Source organism: Candidatus Desulfosporosinus nitrosoreducens, from assembly GCF_030954495.1.
In the GTDB taxonomy this organism is placed as follows: domain Bacteria; phylum Bacillota; class Desulfitobacteriia; order Desulfitobacteriales; family Desulfitobacteriaceae; genus Desulfosporosinus; species Desulfosporosinus nitrosoreducens.
The window spans coordinates 30089-48622 of sequence record NZ_JAVHUW010000072.1 but is presented as its reverse complement, the minus strand read 5'-3'; the positions used below and the strand labels follow the sequence as shown (position 1 = coordinate 48622).

The window sequence follows — 18534 nt, the reverse complement described above, 5'->3', positions numbered from 1 at the left end:
TATTCACAAATGCGACCAAAAGAACAGGAATAGTATAGACTAGCTTAAGAAATCGTTCCCCAACGACTTTGCTTGTCTTGTTTTCTGTACCTACATTAGAATATTTTCGAGAGCATGTCAATTATTTTGGTTGATAACTTATTAATTATACGGATATCAGAGCTAAAAGAAACAATGGCTTGCCGCATGGCGGTAAGCCATTGTTTCCCTGTGAACGGAGGAGTAGTTTGTCTGAATCAGAGATGATGAAGCTAATCAAGCGGATAGAAGAATTACGCTTAAACATGATTAAGATAAAAGAGGGGAGATCTTATACGGACCCGGAAGTTATAGCTGCCAGCCAGGAGCTGGATCTGGTTTTAGATCAGTACCAAGAAATGCTCATGAAACAATCGGAAAAGTTCCGGCTTGAAAGATGAGGATTTCATTGCTAACATAATTATAGCAAAGTTATAGCAAATGATTTTCGTATATCACTTTAGGTTAAGTCCAAAAGATATCTGCATGCAGGTTTTGGCCGGCATGTTTAAGATTGATTAGAAAGGTGAAGTGGATAAAATGAGGACCCCATCATTGATCCGAGATTTTGTGACAATGTTGCTCATTAATGATCTCAATATGCAGACTGTGGAGTTAAGAAACGGAATTACTAGGATAGACGATGTAGATAAACGCTTTCCCGTCATTGAAATTACGTTTGAAGATGTCAGCAAATCGAATTGGTTTGATATTCTTAATGCAAAACTCAGGGATTTTTTACAAGGGCAGGAATTTCTTATAAGCAATGGCGATGATAATAATATGTTTGTATTTTTATTATAATGCGCCTAAAAAACCGGCGATTATCCCGGAGTCAGGTTTTCCGCACTAATGGTTTCGTTCGAAAATATCCATATAGTTATCTTGGTGTTACCAAGGTCGTAATGAATCAAGGAAATAAGGTAATAATCAAAAACACTAATGTTTGTCCCAAAGGGAATATTATCATCATTGAAGAATAGAACAATTCAAAGGGGGGATAATATGAGCTTTGGTTTATCTATGGAAGAAATTGAAAAGTTATTGTCTGGAAAAGTAGTGGATGCAGAAAGTATAGCAGAGGTAATAGCAAAGAATAATAAACGTATCGAGTTGGATATAGACGAGAAAAATAAGAAATTTTATGAATGCATAAAGCGTATGGTCGACTTAGAATTATTATATTAACTTGACGAAGGCTATTAAGCAAACCTCTGAAAAGATTAAATAGATATTGTGTCCTCATAGCATGGTCCATAAAAGAACGAAAAGCCGTATTTTCACTCATTAAAAAAGCCCAAAAGGCGAAATGATGGGGAATATGGCTTTTTATTTGTAATTCGTCCTTAAGGCTAAGGTCTTGTTCTCAATTAGGGGTTTAATTTTGAAGGCTATGATACTTCTGGTTGGGTACTCTCCGCTTTGACGTTATTGGCGAAAACCGAGGGGTGGGCTAAAGAGACAATAGCCTGAGCTGTCGTCATTCCGTAAATGATATTCATTAAAAAAGCCGTATAAAATGTAGCTGATCTATGGGCTTTAAGAGTAAACCATTTAACACGCTGGCCAAACTCATAAAGTGTCATCCAACCTAACATGCCGATAAATGAACCTTTAATAAGATGGTGGTCTTTTCCGGTTTTCTTTAAAAATTCTGTAATTAGAAAGCCAAAAGCAGATCCTGTGAGGAGGTGCATAACATGACCGATAAGAAAATTTTCTCTTCGGCGCATTCTTATTGGCTGGAAAATCATTGAGCCTGCCAAATGCCCATAGAGCATTTCATGTTTACCCGATTTCCAAAAGAGAAAATCAATGATGTCCATGGGAAGAGTGCCTAATAAACCGCAGAATAATCCTAAGACTACGGAATCTTTGATTCGAGGCATTTTTTTCGCTAAGCTAATAAAAAATTTTATGGTTTCAAGCATGTTAATTCCTCCTCACGATTTTTTATAGTATAATCGCTAGAATTAAAATATAACCAATACAATTAATTCCATTGGTTTAATGGGAGGAAGAATTATAGGCGCAGCAACCCTTTTAAGAAAAGAAAAGAATCCTTGTCTAACAAGGATTCTTGTACTTCCATTATGGTGGAGGTAAGCGGGATCGAACCGCTGGCCTCTAAAATGCGAATCTAGCGCTCTCCCAGCTGAGCTATACCCCCAATAATTATTTATTATAATCCAAAGGGCAAAAATTGCAAGCACTTTATGTGAGATATTATTAAAAATTATTTTGTATTTCCCCTAAAATGGTTCAGAGGATTTCCGCGTCCGGAAATCCTCACCTGCGCAAGTCCAGAGAGTGAAGTCTACAGGGCTTACTGCTTTAAACATAACGTAAACTTTGTCGAAAATCAATCTGTAATTTAGAGAAGATTTAAGTTTGGGACATTAAAATTATGTATACTCAAATGGATTTGGATTTTCAGCGGGAAATTGCTGTATCTTTGTAAGGTTTTGTAGGGCAGATTAAGGGAAATAGTTAAAAGTAACCTTAATCATAATATTTGCAATTTTTGACCAAAACATATTGTATTTTGCCAAAAGATAATCTACAATAATGGTATGATGGTCTGACCACAAAGATTCCTTCTTTTGCCCAAAGAGAGTTAAGAGAGAGAATTGATACTATTTTTGAGGAGGATGCCTCTATGGCAAATGCTCGTTTTGCTGAGCTATATGAAAGATTTAAGGTGAAATTGGAAGCTGTGTCGGGAGAATGTTACCGCGTTAAAACGGAAGACGAAGCGGGAAAACTTATTGGAGAGGTTTTAAAAGAAAAAGGTGTTCAGAATGTCGCCCTTTTGGAAGGGGAAATCTCCAGGAAAGGGAATTTTACACAACAATTAAAGTCTAGCGGGATAGATGTCCTGTGTGACCGTTTTCGAGAAGTTACGCCGGATGCTCATGCCGGGATCACCCAGGTTTCCTATGCGATAGCTGAATTGGGCACTTTGGTACAGGCGGATGAAGACGCTAATGTCGATCAGCGTTTGTGTTCTACCCTTGTCCCCATTCATGTTGCAGTAGTTAGGACTTCGGCACTCCTGCCAAGTTTAGCCGAAACAATGTCAACAATTCATCAGCTGCCTAAAATTCCTGGGTTTGTGGGTTTTATCACAGGACCTAGCAGAACGTCTGATATTGAACGAGTTTTAACGATCGGCGTTCATGGCCCCAAACAGCTTATCGTTGTTTTCGTTGACACACAGGGAGAGGGAGTGGCCTAAATGGCAGATAAAGAATTCAAAAAGAAAATTTCCGAGGCTCTCGGTAATGACGTTCTCCGAGGGGCTTTAGGGCGTTTTGGAGACGCTTATAGTTCAGCTCGTGAGAAAGCCTATGAGGGATATGATTTCCCGTCGATTCGAGAAAATATCGTTAAGGTCAAGTCCTATGCTGCCAGTCATCTCGATGAGATGATTGAGCAATTTGAAAAAGCGGCCACTGCCAGAGGGGCCAAAGTCTATCGGGCCGCTACGGGAGAAGATGCTAAGAACTATATTAAGGAATTGGCCAAACGGCAGGGTGTTAAACATATTGTTAAATCAAAATCCATGGCTTCTGAAGAAATTTTGCTTAATAAAGCGCTGATGGCTGAAGGAATAGACGTTCAGGAAACTGATCTGGGAGAGTGGATACTTCAGCTCGCCGGTCAACACCCATCGCACATGGTTATGCCCGCTATCCATATGACTAAGGAAGAAGTTGCCGATATTTTTTCGGGGCATTTAAATAGGCTAAGTCAGCCCGTTATTACTGAGCTTGTAAAAACAGCGCGCAACGAACTGCGCAAAAAGTTTCTTGAAGCAGATATGGGGATTTCCGGGGCCAATATGGCCATTGCCGAGACGGGTACTCTAATGATGGTGACAAATGAGGGCAATGCGCGGCTTACATCCACTTTGCCTCCGGTTCATGTTTTCCTTGTAGGTATAGAAAAACTTGTCCCTAAGTTCGAAGATGCGACTCATATACTGCAGGCTTTGCCCAGAAGTGCGACAGCACAGCAGATTACCAGTTATGTGTCTATGGTTACCGGCCCAACTCCTGCCTACTATGCGGATGGAACGGTTAAAGACAAGGAGTTCCATATTATTCTTATGGATAATGGGCGCCGCAAGATGTATGACGACCCTAAGTTTAAAAAGACGTTTCAATGTATACGTTGTGCCTCCTGCCTTAATGTCTGTCCGGCATTTCAACTTGTAGGCGGACATGTTTACGGTCATATTTATACCGGAGGAATTGGCACTATTTTAACTAATTTTTTTAACTCGGAAAACGATGCTAAAAACCCGCAAAACCTTTGTCTCCAATGTGGAAAGTGTGCCGAAGTTTGTCCGGGAAATTTGGATATCCCCGAAATGATTTTGGAATTACGCAACCGGATGGGGGAAAAACAAGGGCTCCCCTTCACTCAAAAATTCGCTCTGGATGTTGTCTCAAATCGGCGCTTGTTCCATTCTTTACTGCGCGTTGCTTCCAAGGCCCAGAAACCATTGACTAAAGGTCAACCCGTTATTCGTCATTTGCCGTTATTTTTATCTGGAATGACTGAGAAGAAAAGCTTACCGGCGGTTGCGGATGTACCCTTCCGCGACGTCTTTAAAACCATTAAACAGGATATTAAAAAGCCAAAAGGAAAGGTTGCTTTCTTTGGCGGTTGTTTAATTGACTTTGTATATCCTAAGATCGGTGAAGGTGTTATAAACGCTCTTAATGAAAAGGGCTATGAAGTTGTATTTCCGGAAGGGCAATCTTGCTGTGGCGCGCCGGCAACCTATATGGGTGATCGTAAGAATGCGCGTAAATTGGCAATTATGAACATTGAAGCACTTGATGCGGAGAATGCGGACTATGTGGTCAGTGCTTGTCCCACGTGTACCCATGCTTTGAAAGAGAGCTTCCCGGAGCTTGTTCATGATGACCCGGCCTTAGCGGCACGTGCTGCAGAATTGAGCAAGAAATCAAGCGATTTCTCAAAATTGATTTCGGATCTGGGTGGCTTAACCCCCGGGGGAGATGGCATTCCTCTTAAAATAACGTACCATGACTCCTGTCATTTAAAACGAAAAATGGGAGTTTACGCTGAACAGAGAAAACTATTAAAGGACACGGCTGGAATTCAGCTGATAGAAATGAAAGAAGCGGATCGTTGCTGCGGTTTTGCGGGTTCATATTCCATTAAGTTTCCAGAGCTTTCGGAACCCATTCTGGAACGAAAACTCGCCAACATTGAGGCAACCGGTGCTGACGTTGTTGCGGTTGATTGTCCGGGATGCTTAATGCAGATCGCAGGTGGTTTAGATAAGCGAAATCCTAATATTAAGGTGGTTCATACAGCTGAACTTCTTTGGGAAAAACGAAAGAAAACCCCTAAAAAGAGCAAGAAGTAGTTTCTTCAACAGAATCTGTTAAAAGGTCATATTATTTTACAAAGGATTTTATAGCCTGTATCGCGAAATAATTTTCCGGGAAGGGATAATTGTCCAGAAAAGACAGGCTAAGTATCGGCCTCGAAAGCGAGCGCAATCGCAGGGACAAAGAAACCTCAGTTCCCAGATCAATCTTTTAAAGGAAATCATTCTTTTCTCAAATGCTGCAGCACTTGAGAGAGGAGATCTCAGCATTGCACCTCTGCAAGCAGAGTGGGTCGTATGGCAATTGCTGGGAGTTAAGTTGAAGCCCCCTGAGGAGAAATTTCTCAGGGGGTGTTTTTATCTTTATTGAGGAATAGATATTTGATCTTGGGGAACTTCTAAGCCGGAAGGAATTTGCAGGTAAAAGTAGAATATAGTGTTTAGAATTAATATTAGTTACTAGTATAAGCTGCAAATTGCTGGGAATTATACATGAAAGGGAGGATAAATTTGGGAATACATTATCAATTCATATTCCCAAAAACATCAGTGCCTCTGAATCTTCCTGTACCCTCGGCACGCATTGCTCAACTATTCTATGAATTTCTCAGACGTTATTATGAATGGAAAAGTGCTAAGATACAAGAAATGATCGGAATGTTCATATTGTTGGCAATCGGAGCAGGTATTGTAAGCATTCCCTGGGTCATCCCCAACATCGGAATGGTGCTAAGTCTGGGTCTGCTTGCTTTGTTCTATTTTGCCGCAAAACATTATTTAAGGGTAAATGAAAGGGCATGTCACTTATATGTCAATGTCCATATTTTACACCATCATTTAATTGGCAAGCTTGAGGTGGGATTTTGTGATCACCGTGAGCCCTGTCATTGCGTCGAGGAGTTTTTATACTATGTTTCTAAAAATTATAAGATAGACTTGAATAAAAGCTTCCTGACTTAGATTAGAAACTCTATCCTAGTAGCGAATTTTAAATAATAATGGTAAAATGGTAATGTTTATTTTCAAATTAAAACTTGGAGGTATTTTAATGAAAAAATATGTTTGCAGTGTCTGTGGTTATGTTTACGATCCCGAAGTTGGAGATCCGGATTCAGGAATAGAACCCGGAACTGCTTTTGAGGATATTCCGGATGATTGGGTATGCCCGATTTGCGGGGTAAGTAAAAGTGAGTTCGAAGCTGCCGATTAAGGTACCGGTTTCGTGGAATTTGGCCAAAGGGACAATACAAACAAGGGGATGAAATAAAACGGTTTATTTCATCCCCTTGTTATTTTATAATTGCCTTTTAGTTCAAAGTGTTTGATCGACAGCTAGCTGTTTTAAGACAATCATTAATTATAGTTCCATAATTGCGGCTTCATCCCGATCTAATTTATCCATGCAAGATTTAAGGCGGGATCTTAAGGCAGAATCACTGACGGCGTCGCGCATTTGGCGGAGGAGATCGATTGTCCGACGGAAAACGCTGATAATGTCTCCTTCGTCGAGATTACACATGGCTTGAACCTCCGCAAAAGGCCTGCCCTGACTCCAGGCATGGGTGACTCCTGAGACACGGGCATCATATCTTACGGAATCTTCCCCGCAGATACTTTGGATGTAAGCGATGATTTCCAGGACAGGGGTTGAATCGAAGACCGTGGTTCGTTGAAAATAATCATTTTTCCGAGCTTCAAAATCGATGCTGGACAGCAAAGCGTTAAGCTGGTCATCATCAAGCTGAGGAAAAACGTCGGAATAGATTAGTTCAGTCACTAGGATTTCTTGGACATAGATACGGCTGGCACAGGTTCCCCGGGGCAATAATTCATCGGCGCGCAGATAGCCGATTTGCCGCAGGTGGTTTTTTTTGTATTCATACTCATGCAGAAAGGCATTCTCTTCAGGCAGGGCTTCAAGGGCAGTTAAAAGATCTTTATGCTGCTGCTTTAAAGCAAAAAAGGTTTTGCTTTGTTTCCGGCAATTATTTAGCTGTTGGGAGTGACAATTTTTGGGGGGGTTAGCCAATAACTTTTCCCACGAGCGAATCTTTCGAGCCATTTCCCGTCCATAGGAGCGGGTTTGCTTGCGGGGGCCTAAGGCTCTGTATGCCCGGCGAAGCCGCTCTAACTCTTTTTGTTTGGGCTGATGTTTGATGGGACACTTAAATGATTCAACTTCCTCACACAAGTCGTTTTTGTATCCGTCAAGCTCTTGCTCAATGCGGGCCAAATCAGCGTGAAGTTGATCGGAGTTCAAGCGGTAACTGTAAGCGGCAAAACTCTTTTGAAAATAGGTTTCAATCTGTTCGCGAGTGAGGGTCGAAGTAAGATTTAAAACAGTGTTGTAAGTCAGCCGGAACTGACTGGTTAAAGGCTCAAGTTTGTTAAGCTGGAATTTGGGAGGAGGGCTCTTTTCCATGTAGGCCAGATCCACGATAGCAAAGGAATACCCTTTTTTATCAATGCCGCGCCGACCGGCTCGTCCGGACATCTGGAAAAATTCATGATTAGCTAACGGCCGAAAATTGCGGCCGTCATACTTATTTAAAGAATCGAAGCAGACTGCTTTAACAGGATAATTAATGCCTACACTAAAGGTTTCGGTGCAATAGAGCACTTTAATAAGCCGTTCCAAAAATAATTCCTCGACAACCATTTTTTGTGATGGGAGCAACCCGGCGTGATGATAAGCAATTCCTTTGGAACATAAGCGTTTTAGTTGTCGGGTCGATGGAAACCAATCGGATTCCGGGCCAAAGTAGTGCAAGAATTTATTGTCAACGATCTGCCGTTCCGGAGTTTTCAGATAATTGGCTATGGCGGCTAATTCCATCGCTTTTAAAGCACACTGTTTGCGGCTGAAAACAAAGAAAAGAGCCGGGAGATTATTGCGCTGGATTGCCCGGATAAGGTCTAAATGAGATGTAGGACTGAAAGGGTTTTCCTCATTTTTTTTATTCTTTAGCTGTTGGCGGTAATAACGCCATAACTGATCGTAGTCGACGAGTCCGGTATCCTTTGTATAGTAAAAATACTCTAAAGGTACAATCCGCTTAGCCTCTTCAATTAAGGCGACATCTTCATGGCGGATGGATTTAATCCAATCTGTTAAATGCCGGGCATTGGCGATGGTGGCGCTTAGACCAAGAATCTTCATTTTTGAGGGAGCAAGTATAATAGATTCTTCCCAGACAGTTCCCCGTTCCTCGTCATTGAGCCAATGGATTTCATCAAAGACGATGTGGGAGACATATTCGAGATTAGGGTCTTCAGTTATAACCTGGTTGCGGAAAACTTCAGTTGTCATGATGAGCAGAGGGGCCGTAGGGTTTAATACGACATCTCCGGTCATGATGCCCACGGAGTTTTCCCCGAACTGGGCTTTAAAATCGCGATATTTTTGATTGCTCAAGGCTTTTATCGGAGCCGTATAGATCACTCTTAGGTGCTCTTTCATCGCTTTTTCAATGAGATAATCGGCTACTAATGTTTTACCGGTACCGGTGGGTGCCGCAACAATGACTGATTTGCCGGCATCGATAGCTTCCAAGGCCTCTTCCTGAAAGGGGTCGAGGGTATATTCGTGATAAGTGCGCTCAGACATATCTGTCAGCTCGTTTCTGATGTGATTTTACTTATTTTAACAAAAGGGATATTGATGGTCAACTTTCGGCAAGGTATGGTCTGAATCAGCCTTTGCATCCATATGATGAAACAAGAGACGAGGCAAGGAGGAATTGGTGTGTCTTCGTTGAGATTAGAGCTAGAGCAGGCCATGGGACTCAAGTTTCCTGAGCGGAACGGAGCGGCGATTGTTAAGTTTGAGGAATCTTTAGAAATTCCCCGTGCAGCTGAAACCTTGATGCGGGGATTATACCGAGATCCTGAGGGCCTCCGTCAGAAATTCAAGCGCTTACATCAGGAGGCCGGATCTATAATTGATCTTTTGATGCCGAGACGTTCACGTTTGCGGGAATGGTCGGACTCTCTTCCGGAACGCCCTAAGGATGCCGAAGCTTTCTTAAAAGAAACAAAAGATCAGTTGATGGTCCGGGAACAGAGCCTAGTTCAGGTTCAGCAAGAATTAATGGACCAACTGCAAGAAAGCAGTTTAGACGATATTTTCCCCATTTCTCTATCAGCTTTCGGGATATGTACTTATCGTGATCCGAACGTAAAGCTTTTCCTTAAACCCTTAGGAAGGTTAGCGGAAATCTTGCAGTTAAACCCTGAATCATTGCGTCAGGCAGTTCGCGTGCATTTCCTTTGCCTGCTTTTAATTATCGCCGGTGTGGACCTCGATGGACAAGTCTATACGCGTGGGGTTGACGAGGAAGTTATCCATTGGCTTGCCAGCGTATATACCCTCCGCTATTTAAAGCGGCAATCCGGGGAACTGATTCAATGTTACCTGGAGTGGGTGAAGGCTTGGGGGGGTAAAATTCCCAATCAAAGTATGTATCACGATAAAGTAAATGAAAAAACGCGGGCCGCTATGGTCTTTTGGCGGCGCCAGTTGAATCTTAGCTGGGCCGAGTGCTGGCAGATTATTAACCAATTTGAAGCGGAGAGCTCCCAAGGCTTGGGAATCGATTAAGGCCAGTCTGCCAATTCATAAGGTTTAAGGATTTCCAACCGGTTGTCTGTCAGTTTAATGATGCCCGCCTTTTTCCAGCCGTTAATGGCCCGGTTGACGCACTCCCGGCTTGTACCGATCATATTGGCCAGGTCACGATGAGTGAGAGAAGCATCAATGTAAATAGGATCTCCGGGGCTGGCTGCCGGCTGAGCCAGTCTCAGAAAGAGCGCGGCAAGGATTCCTGTGGTAGAACGGTTGGTTAATATACGTATGAATTCCTGAGCAAGTCTTAAGCGGCGGCTTAAAGTTCGAATAAGGGCTAAAGAAAGCGAAGGGCTCATCTCCAGGATTTGCGGCATGATCTTGTTATGTAAAACAAAAAGGGTACTGTCCTGAAGAACTTCAGCAGTTGCCGGGTAAGGACCGTCTTCCAAAAGTAAAATTTCAGCAAAGCTGTCATAAGGTCCATACCAATCTAATATTTGCTCATCTCCTTCCGGTGTCGATTTGCTGAGTTTAACCTGACCGGAGTGCACAAAATAGACACATGACCCTATCTCACCTTCAACAAACAAGAGCTGTCCCTTGCGATAACGCCGTTCTTGGAAATGAGGGAGGAGGGGAGTGATATCGTTTGCGCTTAAGGATGAGAACAGAGAAAAACGCAGAAGTTCTTCAGATGTTAGCATATTAAGACCTCATTTCAATAGTTCTCTCCAAGTTGTTTAGCGGATATGGAAGCAAACATGCTATAATAGATAGAAGAGAGATTCAGGCAAATATGTAATGTGAAGCACTGAAAATAAGCTAGGGGCATACACTGCTATGGGGGGAATGAGTATGCTCGGAAATGAATTTAGCTTAGTTCGTATTCAGTTTGTTGTCAATTCTCCCTTTCGGGTAGTGACCTTATTTGTTATTTTACTCTTAGTCGTAATCATTATCCTCAATTCAGTATAACTCAAGATTGTGCATTTTCTAAAAAGTTTAATAAATTATTCCTGACTTTATTCGTTACTTAGGTGCGAAGGAGTAGCACCTACCTGTTGAACGGCCCGGACTATTTCGGACAGAATGCGCGCCTGGTCAGGAAGTGTCTGAGATTCTACTTGGGTCAAAATTTCCCCGCGCAAAGAAACGAAATAGCGTGCCGGCAGTCGATTTAAAGTTAAAGCCATAATATCGGCCTGACAATGCTCGCAGGAACAGGCTATCGTATTAAAGCGTAAATAATCTTGGAGTGTCTGTCGAACGGCAATTTCCATATGATTTTTCAGCTCATACATGCTCTCATCTCCTTATTTTTTGGTAATTGTTTTAATAATAAAGGTAATTTGTTAAAAGAACAAGAGGAAAAGAAGCATCCTCAAAAGGATGCTTTCTTTACTTGTGCTCAGGTTCTCTGTCTCACTCTATTTTTTCAATTTGCTTGTCACTCCCTGCCAGAACCGGCTTGTTTCATACCCGAGACGCCAGATCGCAATGCCCCGTAAACGATAACTTTTGACAAAACCGAGACGGATTTTGGCGGAAAGCTCATTTTCAAACCACACACTGTGTCTTGCTCGGCCATGCCAGTAATAAAAATATGGTTCAACGGCCGTATCTGACCAAAGGATACGGGCATTCGTTTTCGCTGCTAAATTAGGAGCATCGCGCATTGGAACAAGACGCGTTGGTTCATTAGACCAGTCGTAACCGTAAGCAGGTATGCCCAGTAAAATTTTCTCTTGAGGCAGATAACGTATAGCGTAATCAAGGGCCTGAGTCATCCACGGCAAGCTGGCAATTGCGCCGGGAGACCCGCCTGAGAAATGCTCATCATATGTCATTAAAGTGATTGCGTCACATAACCTGCCTATTTCCGCAAAATCATATCCAGGGGCTTCCCATTCGGAACGTTTGGCAGGTATGGCAATAGTTAACAGTAAGCCTTTATCATGTAAAGCTGCTTTGAGGGATTCCAGAAATGATAAGAAAGGAATTCGGTAAGAGGCTTCAACTCCTTCAAAATCCACGTGTACACCGGCCGCTGAGGGAGGAAGTAAGTTCAGCATATGATGAATGCAATTTTTTTGGGAAGTCGGCGAAGAGAGGACTGTACGTAAAGGTGCGGGATCGAAAATCTGTCCATTAAAATTATGGAAAAGTATCAGGGGAGCAATGTCTTGTGCTAAGCTCTCCTGTATTGCGAGGTTGTTGATTTGACCGGAGAACATCCCCTCTGCCTGCAATTGAAAGGCAAAGTCAGCATAAACGTCGATGTGAGCCCCTTGTAGGCGAAGTGTGTCAACGGCTCGTAAATCATCCGGGAAATCGTCGGAAATATAGCCGAGAATCCACAAGCGCTTGTCGATGAGCCGCCGCGCTGCGAGTGTCCAAGTTGGATTCAAATAGACCTCCTCCTCTTGATGCAATACTCCTAGGATAAGATATGAGGAAAAAGAAAATTAATCTTACTTTTTTTGCTTAGAAAAATAAGGAAACGGAGATGGACAGGTTGAACTGGGAATTTATCCAAAGGCTGCAGGACGTTTATGAAGTTTTAGAGCAAATGGAACTGCAGACAAGGGAAAGAGATTATCCAATCATCTGGGAAAAAGTGCATGCTACGAGCTGTGCTCAGATTGGCAGGATGTTGGCGCAAAAAAGACAGGTTGACGGTGAACAGGCTGCCTTGGCTTGTGCTTTACATGACAGTGGACGATGGGTATCAGGAAGACAAGAAAATCACGCACCTAAAGGCGAAGAATTGACCCGCCGCTTCCTGAAAACGCGAAACTTTCCCCTGGATGTACAGGAACAGATTGTTCAGGCAGTTGTTAATCATTCCCAGAAGGATAAAATAGGAACACCTCTTGAAGAACTGGTAAAAGATGCTGATATTCTGGATTGCTATTGGTATGGCGACGTGATCAGCAAGGAATTTCATGTCGCCAGGCTTCAGAAGGTTCTCTGTGACTTAAAAATAGTGCCGTTAATGGAGGGGTAGAGTTGGATAAGGTTCTTTTAATAGCCACGGGTGGAACTATTGCCATGCGCAAAGATGAAAAGGGGAAGGTAGTTCCGGCCGTAAGTGGGCATGAATTGCTGGAAAGTCTGCCGGAGCTTACTAAACAAGCTGAGTGGGATGTTTGTGACTTTAGCAACGTCGCAAGTTGTAATATGAGCCCTGACCGGATGAGAGACTTGGCTAAAATCATTGAACAGCGTTTTGCTCAAGATTCCTCGTTACGGGGAATTGTCATTACTCACGGTACGGATACCCTCGAAGAGACCGCTTATTTTTTGGATATCGCCATAAAAGACCCCCGACCAGTGATTTTGACGGCCTCACAACGGGATGCCTCGGAAGCCGATTCGGACGGACCCCGCAATTTAGGGAACGCTGTGCGTATTGCCCTTGATCCTCGCGCTATAGGTCGTGGAGTCGTTATTGCTCTTAATGAAGAAATTCACGCGGCTCGTGATGTCAGAAAACTGCATACCAATCATGTAGATGCTTTTAATTCCGGCGAAAAAGGAGCTTTGGGTACCATCGATACCGGGGAGGTAATATGGCATCGCAAGCCGGAGCAAACGATTAAACTGGGAGTTCCTGAAAAGTTGGCGAAAGTCGGAATCTGCAAAGTTTATACAGGCATGACGGGAAGCGCCTTACGTGCTATAGCTCAGGACGCCTCGGAAGCTTTAGTTATTGAAGCCTTTGGCCGGGGAAATTTACCGCCTCAGCTTGTGCCGGAGATCTCTGAAATGATAAAAAGGGGTATTCCCGTTGTGATAACTTCACGCTGTTTATTTGGACGGACGTCTCCCGTCTATGGGTATCCTGGCGGCGGCGCAGATCTTGAACGTGTGGGTGCCTGGTTTTCCGCCGATTTATCGACGGAAAAAGTGCGTTTATTCATAAGCATTGCTTTGGGTCAGAGGCTGGAGTTTAAAACACTCAAAGAAATGCTGGCCAATGGAGCTATAAAACTTGATTAAAGCCGACATAAAACGACTAGGGAGATAATTGATTATTGACAAGGAAAAGAAAGAAGAGTATTCTAATAAATGAGATAAATTCTCAATTAAGTGCTGATTCATAATGAGAATGATTATCAGTTTAACCGGGGGTGATTAACAATGGAACGCTATCTTGGGGATCTAAAACCCGGAGAACGAGCATGTGTAGAGCGTATCAACGGTGGAGGAGCACTGCGCCGCCGGATGATGGATATGGGAATTGTGCCAGGTGTCGAACTGGAAGTTGTCCGTTGCGCTCCGATGGGAGGTCCGCTTCAGATTCGTCTTAAAGGCTACTATTTAGCGATGCGTCGGGGAGAATGTGCTAAAATAATTGTTTCAGGCCCTAAACAGGAGCGGATCGAACATTCCTTAGCCAGCCGTTGACGGATTAAAATAGGTAATTGATTCTCGTTGCCGCTTAGACATAAGTGATCAATGCTTTATAAAGGGAGGCGGCTTGCCATGAAAATTGCTCTTGTGGGCAATCCGAATGTTGGAAAGAGTACAGTTTTTAATGCTCTGACCGGATCTAATCAACAGGTTGGAAACTGGGCGGGAAAAACTGTTGAACGTAAATCAGGGATTATTCGTAGAGACAATCGTGAAATTGAATTGATAGACCTTCCGGGAACCTATAGTTTAACAGCTTATACGCAAGAAGAGATTGTGACCCGGGAATATATTCTGCGTGAAAAGCCGGACGTAGTCATGGCTTTGGTCGACGCTTCCAATATTGAACGCAATCTCTACCTGGTGCTCCAGATTCTTGAGCTGGCGCCTCGCGTAGTTATCGGGCTTAATATGATGGACCTGGCCAGGTCCGGAGGAATAACCATCGATACCGCTGAATTAGCTAAAGCTTTAAATGTGACAGCGGTAGAAATAGTGGCGGCTAAAGGGATAGGCATTGAAGATTTTTTAACAGAAGCGATCAAAATTGGCTCGTTGCCGAATGATCCTTTAACAAGTGAAGTGCCCTATCCTGATGAACTTGAACAGAAGATCCGAGCGATGGAAGACTTGCTGAAGAAAACATCCTGGGCCTCGCGCTATCCCTTGCGTTGGCTGGCTCTTAAACGTTTAGAGAGAGATCCTGAGGTTGGACAGGAATGGAAAGCGGTTGCCCCTTCTAAACCTTTGCTGCCCACAAGCCGTGAATCCTGCTGTGATTCCGGTGATGCTTTAAAGTATGAACTGCGGGAGGCTTCAGAACTTCCCGGCGAGGATTTGCTTCTGGCTTACGAAAAAGAAGGATGGACTAAGGATCATTTCGAGATGGCTTTTGCAGACGCCAAATATAGCTACATATCCAGGATTCTGCCGAAGTTTATGACTCAGGAAGCCCTGAAGAGGCCCAGCCGTACGGATTCCTTGGACCGCTGGATTCTTTCACCGGTCTGGGGTTATCCAATCATGATACTTATTCTGGCGCTTGTTTTTTGGGCGTCTTTTATTGCCAGCGCTCCTTTAGGTGATGCTGTTTCCCAAGGTATGGCTTGGGTCGCCGACCTTTTAGTGAATGCCTTACAATTGATTCACGCTCCTGATTTTCTGACGAGCTTAATACGAGATGGAATTTTCGCGGGAGTTGGTGCGGTTTTAGCGTTTGTCCCTCAAATTGCTATTTTTTTTGCTTTCTTTTCTTTTTTGCAGGACAGCGGATATTTAGCTCGGGCGGCTTTTTTAGGAGATCGCATGATGCAATTAATGGGTCTGCATGGGAAATCCTTTTTTTCCTTGGTGTCGAGCTTTGGCTGTAATGTTCCTGGGATTATGGCGACAAGAACTCTTGAAGATCCGAAAGATCGCTTAGTTACCATTTTGTTAAATCCTTTAATTCCCTGTGTCCCGCGCTTAGGTGTCATGAGCGCCGTTGTGGCGGCATTTTTTCCTGGGACTCGCGGGGCCATTGCTATGTTGAGTCTTATGTTTATAAGTATGCTGCTCGTCATGTTTTCCGCTCTGCTGATGAGAAAAGTTGTCAATCAGAAGGAACGGTCGGCCTTTGTTATGGAGCTGCCTCTCTACCATCTGCCGACATTGCGCAATGTTTTGTGGCCGACCTGGCATAAAACTTATACCTTTCTCAAAAGAGCGTGGACATTTATCCTGGCCGCTTCGATTGTGGTCTGGGTGTTAAGCTCTTTTCCCCAAGGGGTTCCTATGGAGTCAACCTGGGCCGGTAAAATGGGAGGCTTGCTGTCATTTATCGGGCGGCCTTTGGGCTTTGACTGGAGAATTATGGTTGCCGTTGTTTTTGGTTTTACGGCGAAGGAAACAACATTGTCAACGCTCGGGATCTTGTATGGTGTCGCCGCCGATGCTTCCCAGTCTATTGCTCAGGCAATGACGGGGGCTATGTCTCCCTTGCGGGCCTATACCTTTTTGGTCGTATACATGTTGTACATTCCCTGTCTGGCATCGGTGGTAACTACGCATAAGGAGTCGGCAAGCCTGCGTTGGACCGGCTTCGGAGTTGCTTATAATCTGGTTTTAAGTTTTGTTGTGGGCTGGATTGTTTTTCATGCCGGCCTTGCCTTAGGGTTTCAATAATAAATTGCGAACCATTGGAGGTGAGTTCCTTGCTTACCCGCATCTTGAATGCTTTAGCTCGTAAAGAATCAGTATCCATGACGCAATTGGCTCATGAACTAAATTCCTCGCCCAAAGAACTAGAAAGCGCTTTAAAACAAATGGAGCACATGGGTTATGTGCGCAGAGAAATGTATGGGCAGACTTGCAGCGGCAGCTGTGAGTCGGACAAATCCGGCAGATCCTGTGAAGGGTGCGGATTTGCTTCTTCCGAAGTGTACTCTTTTTGGGCACTTACCGAACGCGGGGCAGCTCTTGCCGATACCAGCCAGAAGTGAAGTATTTGAGAAAGCTTAGAAATATGATATGATTTAGTCTGGTATTGGCGTAAGATTTTTTAGTGAAGGTGAAGGGAGCCCGGTTCTAAATGAGTAGACCCCGTGAGGAAAAATATCAGGCGATTTTGGACGCGGCAACAGAGGCTTTCGCGGAATACGGGTTTTTTAACAGTCAAATCTCCAAAATTGCTAAATTAGCCGGCGTTGCCGATGGCACTATTTATTTATATTTTAAGAATAAGGAAGATATCCTGATTAGTCTTTTTCAAGAACGGATGGGGCAATTTATTAATGAGATCCGTCAGGAAACAGCTAAATGTCAAACTACTCAGGAACAATTAATGTGTATTATTAGAACTCACTTGAGATATATGCAAGAGAACCGGTCTCTGGCTATGTTTACGCAAATTGAGCTCCGACAATCCAACCCGGACATTCGTGAAGCTATCTCCGGACCTTTGCGGGAGTATTTTCAGATCATTGAACAGGTTTTAACGGAAGGTGTCAGCAAAGGAGTTATGGTTTTAAGCGAAGTGAAAGTGGGACGGCAAATGTTTTTCGGAACCCTTGATGCGATGATCAGTGATTGGGTTATTTCTAAAAAACCACGGTCGTTACAGGGAATGGAAGAAGTTGTTTTTGATCTGATGTGTGGTGCCTTTAAAATCCAAGACCGTAAAACCGAGCTCCTTACAAAGGATACATTGAACTGAAACAGGCGAGAAGGAAGGAACTGCTTGGGCAAATCTTTCCTTCTCTTTCATTTTTCGGTTTGCACAATCTCAAGCAGCCTGGACAATGGGTAAATGATCGCGTATTATTGATAGGAATGTCTAATACTATGGAGAACATGAGCAAAAGATAGGGAGAAAGTATATGGATTTTTCAGGAAAAGATAAAGCTGCCTATGTTCAAGAGACTTTTAACACGATTGCCGGCCATTACGATTTGATGAATAGCTTGATGAGTCTGGGAATGGACAAACGTTGGCGGCGCATAGCGGTTCAGCGAGTCGGCGCTCGAAGAGGGATGAATATCCTGGATGTTTGCTGTGGGACCGGTCAGCTTTCCCAAGAACTTGGCAAAGCAGTAGGAAATGAAGGCAGCGTGACTGGCTTGGACTTCTCCCGGAAAATGCTTGATGTGGCCCGCCACACGCTGGAGCAATCTTCAGAAAAAAAGCAGATTCAATTTATCCAGGGGAATGCCATGGAACTTCCCTTTCCTGATCATTCTTTTGATGGTGTAACTGTGGGCTGGGGACTGCGAAACCTGCCGGATTTGCGGAGAGGTATTCAGGAAATGACGAGAGTCGTAAAGCCGGGAGGGAAAGTCGTTTCTTTGGATATGGCCAAGCCATCGCTTCCGGTTTTTAAACAGGTATACTGGTTATATTTTGAAAAGCTGGTTCCTTTAATGGGCCAAATTTGGGCCAAGAAAGCGAGTGCTTATCAATATTTGCATGATTCCGCTGTGGAATTTCCCTCCCAGCAGGAACTTGCTCGGATCTTTTCCGAATGTGGCCTTTTAGAAACAAAGTTTTTGAATTTAGCGGGCGGTGTTGTCGCTGTCGTTTCAGGGACAAAGCCTGGTCATAGTTAGAGGCAATTTCAAATCGTTTCCCATTGTTCCTGAGCTGTTATTCAGCTCTTTTTTATTGTCGGAAAGTATTTTTGACCAAA

20 protein-coding genes and 1 tRNA gene are annotated in these 18534 nt (G+C 43.5%); 15 read left to right on the top strand and 6 right to left on the bottom strand.

The window, feature by feature from the left end; all coding sequences use genetic code 11:
• Positions 1–242 precede the first annotated feature (242 nt).
• The 3 genes from REC12_RS20630 (at position 243) to REC12_RS20620 (ending at position 1206) form a co-directional block, all read left to right on the top strand.
• Entirely contained in the window at positions 243–419 is a 177-nt protein-coding gene (locus REC12_RS20630; RefSeq protein WP_308897733.1) for an aspartyl-phosphate phosphatase Spo0E family protein, read from the top strand.
• A 139-nt stretch (positions 420–558) separates the two neighbouring features.
• Positions 559–822, top strand: coding sequence for a hypothetical protein (locus REC12_RS20625; RefSeq protein WP_308897678.1), 264 nt, complete (start codon positions 559–561; stop codon positions 820–822).
• A gap of 201 nt (positions 823–1023) precedes the next feature.
• Complete coding sequence (locus tag REC12_RS20620) at positions 1024–1206, top strand: hypothetical protein (protein ID WP_308897677.1); 183 nt, start codon at positions 1024–1026, stop codon at positions 1204–1206.
• Between the two features lie 203 nt (positions 1207–1409).
• Here REC12_RS20620 and REC12_RS20615 read toward each other — a convergent pair whose 3' ends face one another.
• Positions 1410–1949 carry a hypothetical protein gene (locus REC12_RS20615; protein ID WP_308897676.1) on the bottom strand — a complete coding sequence of 180 codons (540 nt, stop codon included), beginning with the start codon at positions 1947–1949 and terminating at the stop codon, positions 1410–1412.
• Positions 1950–2112: 163 nt separating this feature from the next.
• Positions 2113–2188, bottom strand: a tRNA-Ala gene (locus REC12_RS20610).
• 489 nt (positions 2189–2677) lie between these two features.
• Between REC12_RS20610 and REC12_RS20605 the strand changes: the two genes are divergently transcribed.
• From REC12_RS20605 to rd, 4 genes are all read left to right on the top strand, one after another.
• The gene (locus REC12_RS20605; RefSeq protein ID WP_308897675.1) at positions 2678–3256 is read left to right on the top strand and encodes a LutC/YkgG family protein; all 579 of its coding nucleotides are present in this window, start codon (positions 2678–2680) and stop codon (positions 3254–3256) included.
• Complete coding sequence (gene ldhH / locus REC12_RS20600) at positions 3257–5425, top strand: L-lactate dehydrogenase (quinone) large subunit LdhH (protein WP_308897674.1); 2169 nt, start codon at positions 3257–3259, stop codon at positions 5423–5425.
• A gap of 474 nt (positions 5426–5899) precedes the next feature.
• On the top strand, positions 5900–6349 hold the full coding sequence (locus REC12_RS20595) for a hypothetical protein (protein ID WP_308897673.1): 450 nt from the start codon (positions 5900–5902) through the stop codon (positions 6347–6349).
• An 88-nt stretch (positions 6350–6437) separates the two neighbouring features.
• A complete protein-coding gene (gene rd / locus REC12_RS20590) occupies positions 6438–6599 on the top strand; it encodes a rubredoxin (RefSeq protein ID WP_308897672.1) in 162 nt (53 codons plus the stop codon).
• A 147-nt stretch (positions 6600–6746) separates the two neighbouring features.
• Here rd and REC12_RS20585 read toward each other — a convergent pair whose 3' ends face one another.
• Entirely contained in the window at positions 6747–8996 is a 2250-nt protein-coding gene (locus REC12_RS20585) for a DEAD/DEAH box helicase (protein ID WP_308897671.1), read from the bottom strand.
• Positions 8997–9134: 138 nt separating this feature from the next.
• Here REC12_RS20585 and REC12_RS20580 point away from each other — a divergent pair, with 138 nt between their 5' ends.
• Entirely contained in the window at positions 9135–9989 is an 855-nt protein-coding gene (locus tag REC12_RS20580) for a hypothetical protein (RefSeq protein WP_308897670.1), read from the top strand.
• On the opposite strand, the gene REC12_RS20575 is transcribed toward REC12_RS20580, so the two are convergent.
• The 3 genes from REC12_RS20575 to REC12_RS20565 form a co-directional block, all read right to left on the bottom strand.
• Positions 9986–10660 carry a Crp/Fnr family transcriptional regulator gene (locus REC12_RS20575; RefSeq protein WP_308897668.1) on the bottom strand — a complete coding sequence of 225 codons (675 nt, stop codon included), beginning with the start codon at positions 10658–10660 and terminating at the stop codon, positions 9986–9988. The genes REC12_RS20580 and REC12_RS20575 overlap by 4 nt on opposite strands.
• A gap of 318 nt (positions 10661–10978) precedes the next feature.
• Positions 10979–11257, bottom strand: coding sequence for a late competence development ComFB family protein (locus REC12_RS20570; RefSeq protein WP_308897667.1), 279 nt, complete (start codon positions 11255–11257; stop codon positions 10979–10981).
• 126 nt (positions 11258–11383) lie between these two features.
• Complete coding sequence (locus REC12_RS20565; protein ID WP_308897666.1) at positions 11384–12364, bottom strand: glycosyl hydrolase family 18 protein; 981 nt, start codon at positions 12362–12364, stop codon at positions 11384–11386.
• 107 nt (positions 12365–12471) lie between these two features.
• On the opposite strand from REC12_RS20565, the gene REC12_RS20560 reads away from it, so the two are divergent.
• From REC12_RS20560 to REC12_RS20530, 7 genes are all read left to right on the top strand, one after another.
• Positions 12472–12963: an HD domain-containing protein gene (locus REC12_RS20560; RefSeq protein WP_308897665.1), complete on the top strand. Its 492-nt coding sequence runs from the start codon at positions 12472–12474 to the stop codon at positions 12961–12963.
• Positions 12964–12965: 2 nt separating this feature from the next.
• Positions 12966–13958 (top strand): asparaginase, encoded by a 993-nt coding sequence (locus REC12_RS20555; protein ID WP_308897664.1) that lies wholly within the window; start codon positions 12966–12968, stop codon positions 13956–13958.
• 141 nt (positions 13959–14099) lie between these two features.
• Positions 14100–14366 carry a FeoA family protein gene (locus REC12_RS20550; protein WP_308897663.1) on the top strand — a complete coding sequence of 89 codons (267 nt, stop codon included), beginning with the start codon at positions 14100–14102 and terminating at the stop codon, positions 14364–14366.
• Positions 14367–14444: 78 nt separating this feature from the next.
• Positions 14445–16535: a ferrous iron transport protein B gene (gene feoB, locus REC12_RS20545; protein WP_308897662.1), complete on the top strand. Its 2091-nt coding sequence runs from the start codon at positions 14445–14447 to the stop codon at positions 16533–16535.
• A gap of 29 nt (positions 16536–16564) precedes the next feature.
• The gene (locus REC12_RS20540) at positions 16565–16852 is read left to right on the top strand and encodes a FeoC-like transcriptional regulator (protein WP_308897661.1); all 288 of its coding nucleotides are present in this window, start codon (positions 16565–16567) and stop codon (positions 16850–16852) included.
• Between the two features lie 89 nt (positions 16853–16941).
• Complete coding sequence (gene fadR / locus REC12_RS20535) at positions 16942–17565, top strand: fatty acid metabolism transcriptional regulator FadR (RefSeq protein ID WP_308897660.1); 624 nt, start codon at positions 16942–16944, stop codon at positions 17563–17565.
• Between the two features lie 163 nt (positions 17566–17728).
• Positions 17729–18454, top strand: coding sequence for a demethylmenaquinone methyltransferase (locus tag REC12_RS20530; protein WP_308897659.1), 726 nt, complete (start codon positions 17729–17731; stop codon positions 18452–18454).
• Positions 18455–18534: the final 80 nt, after the last annotated feature.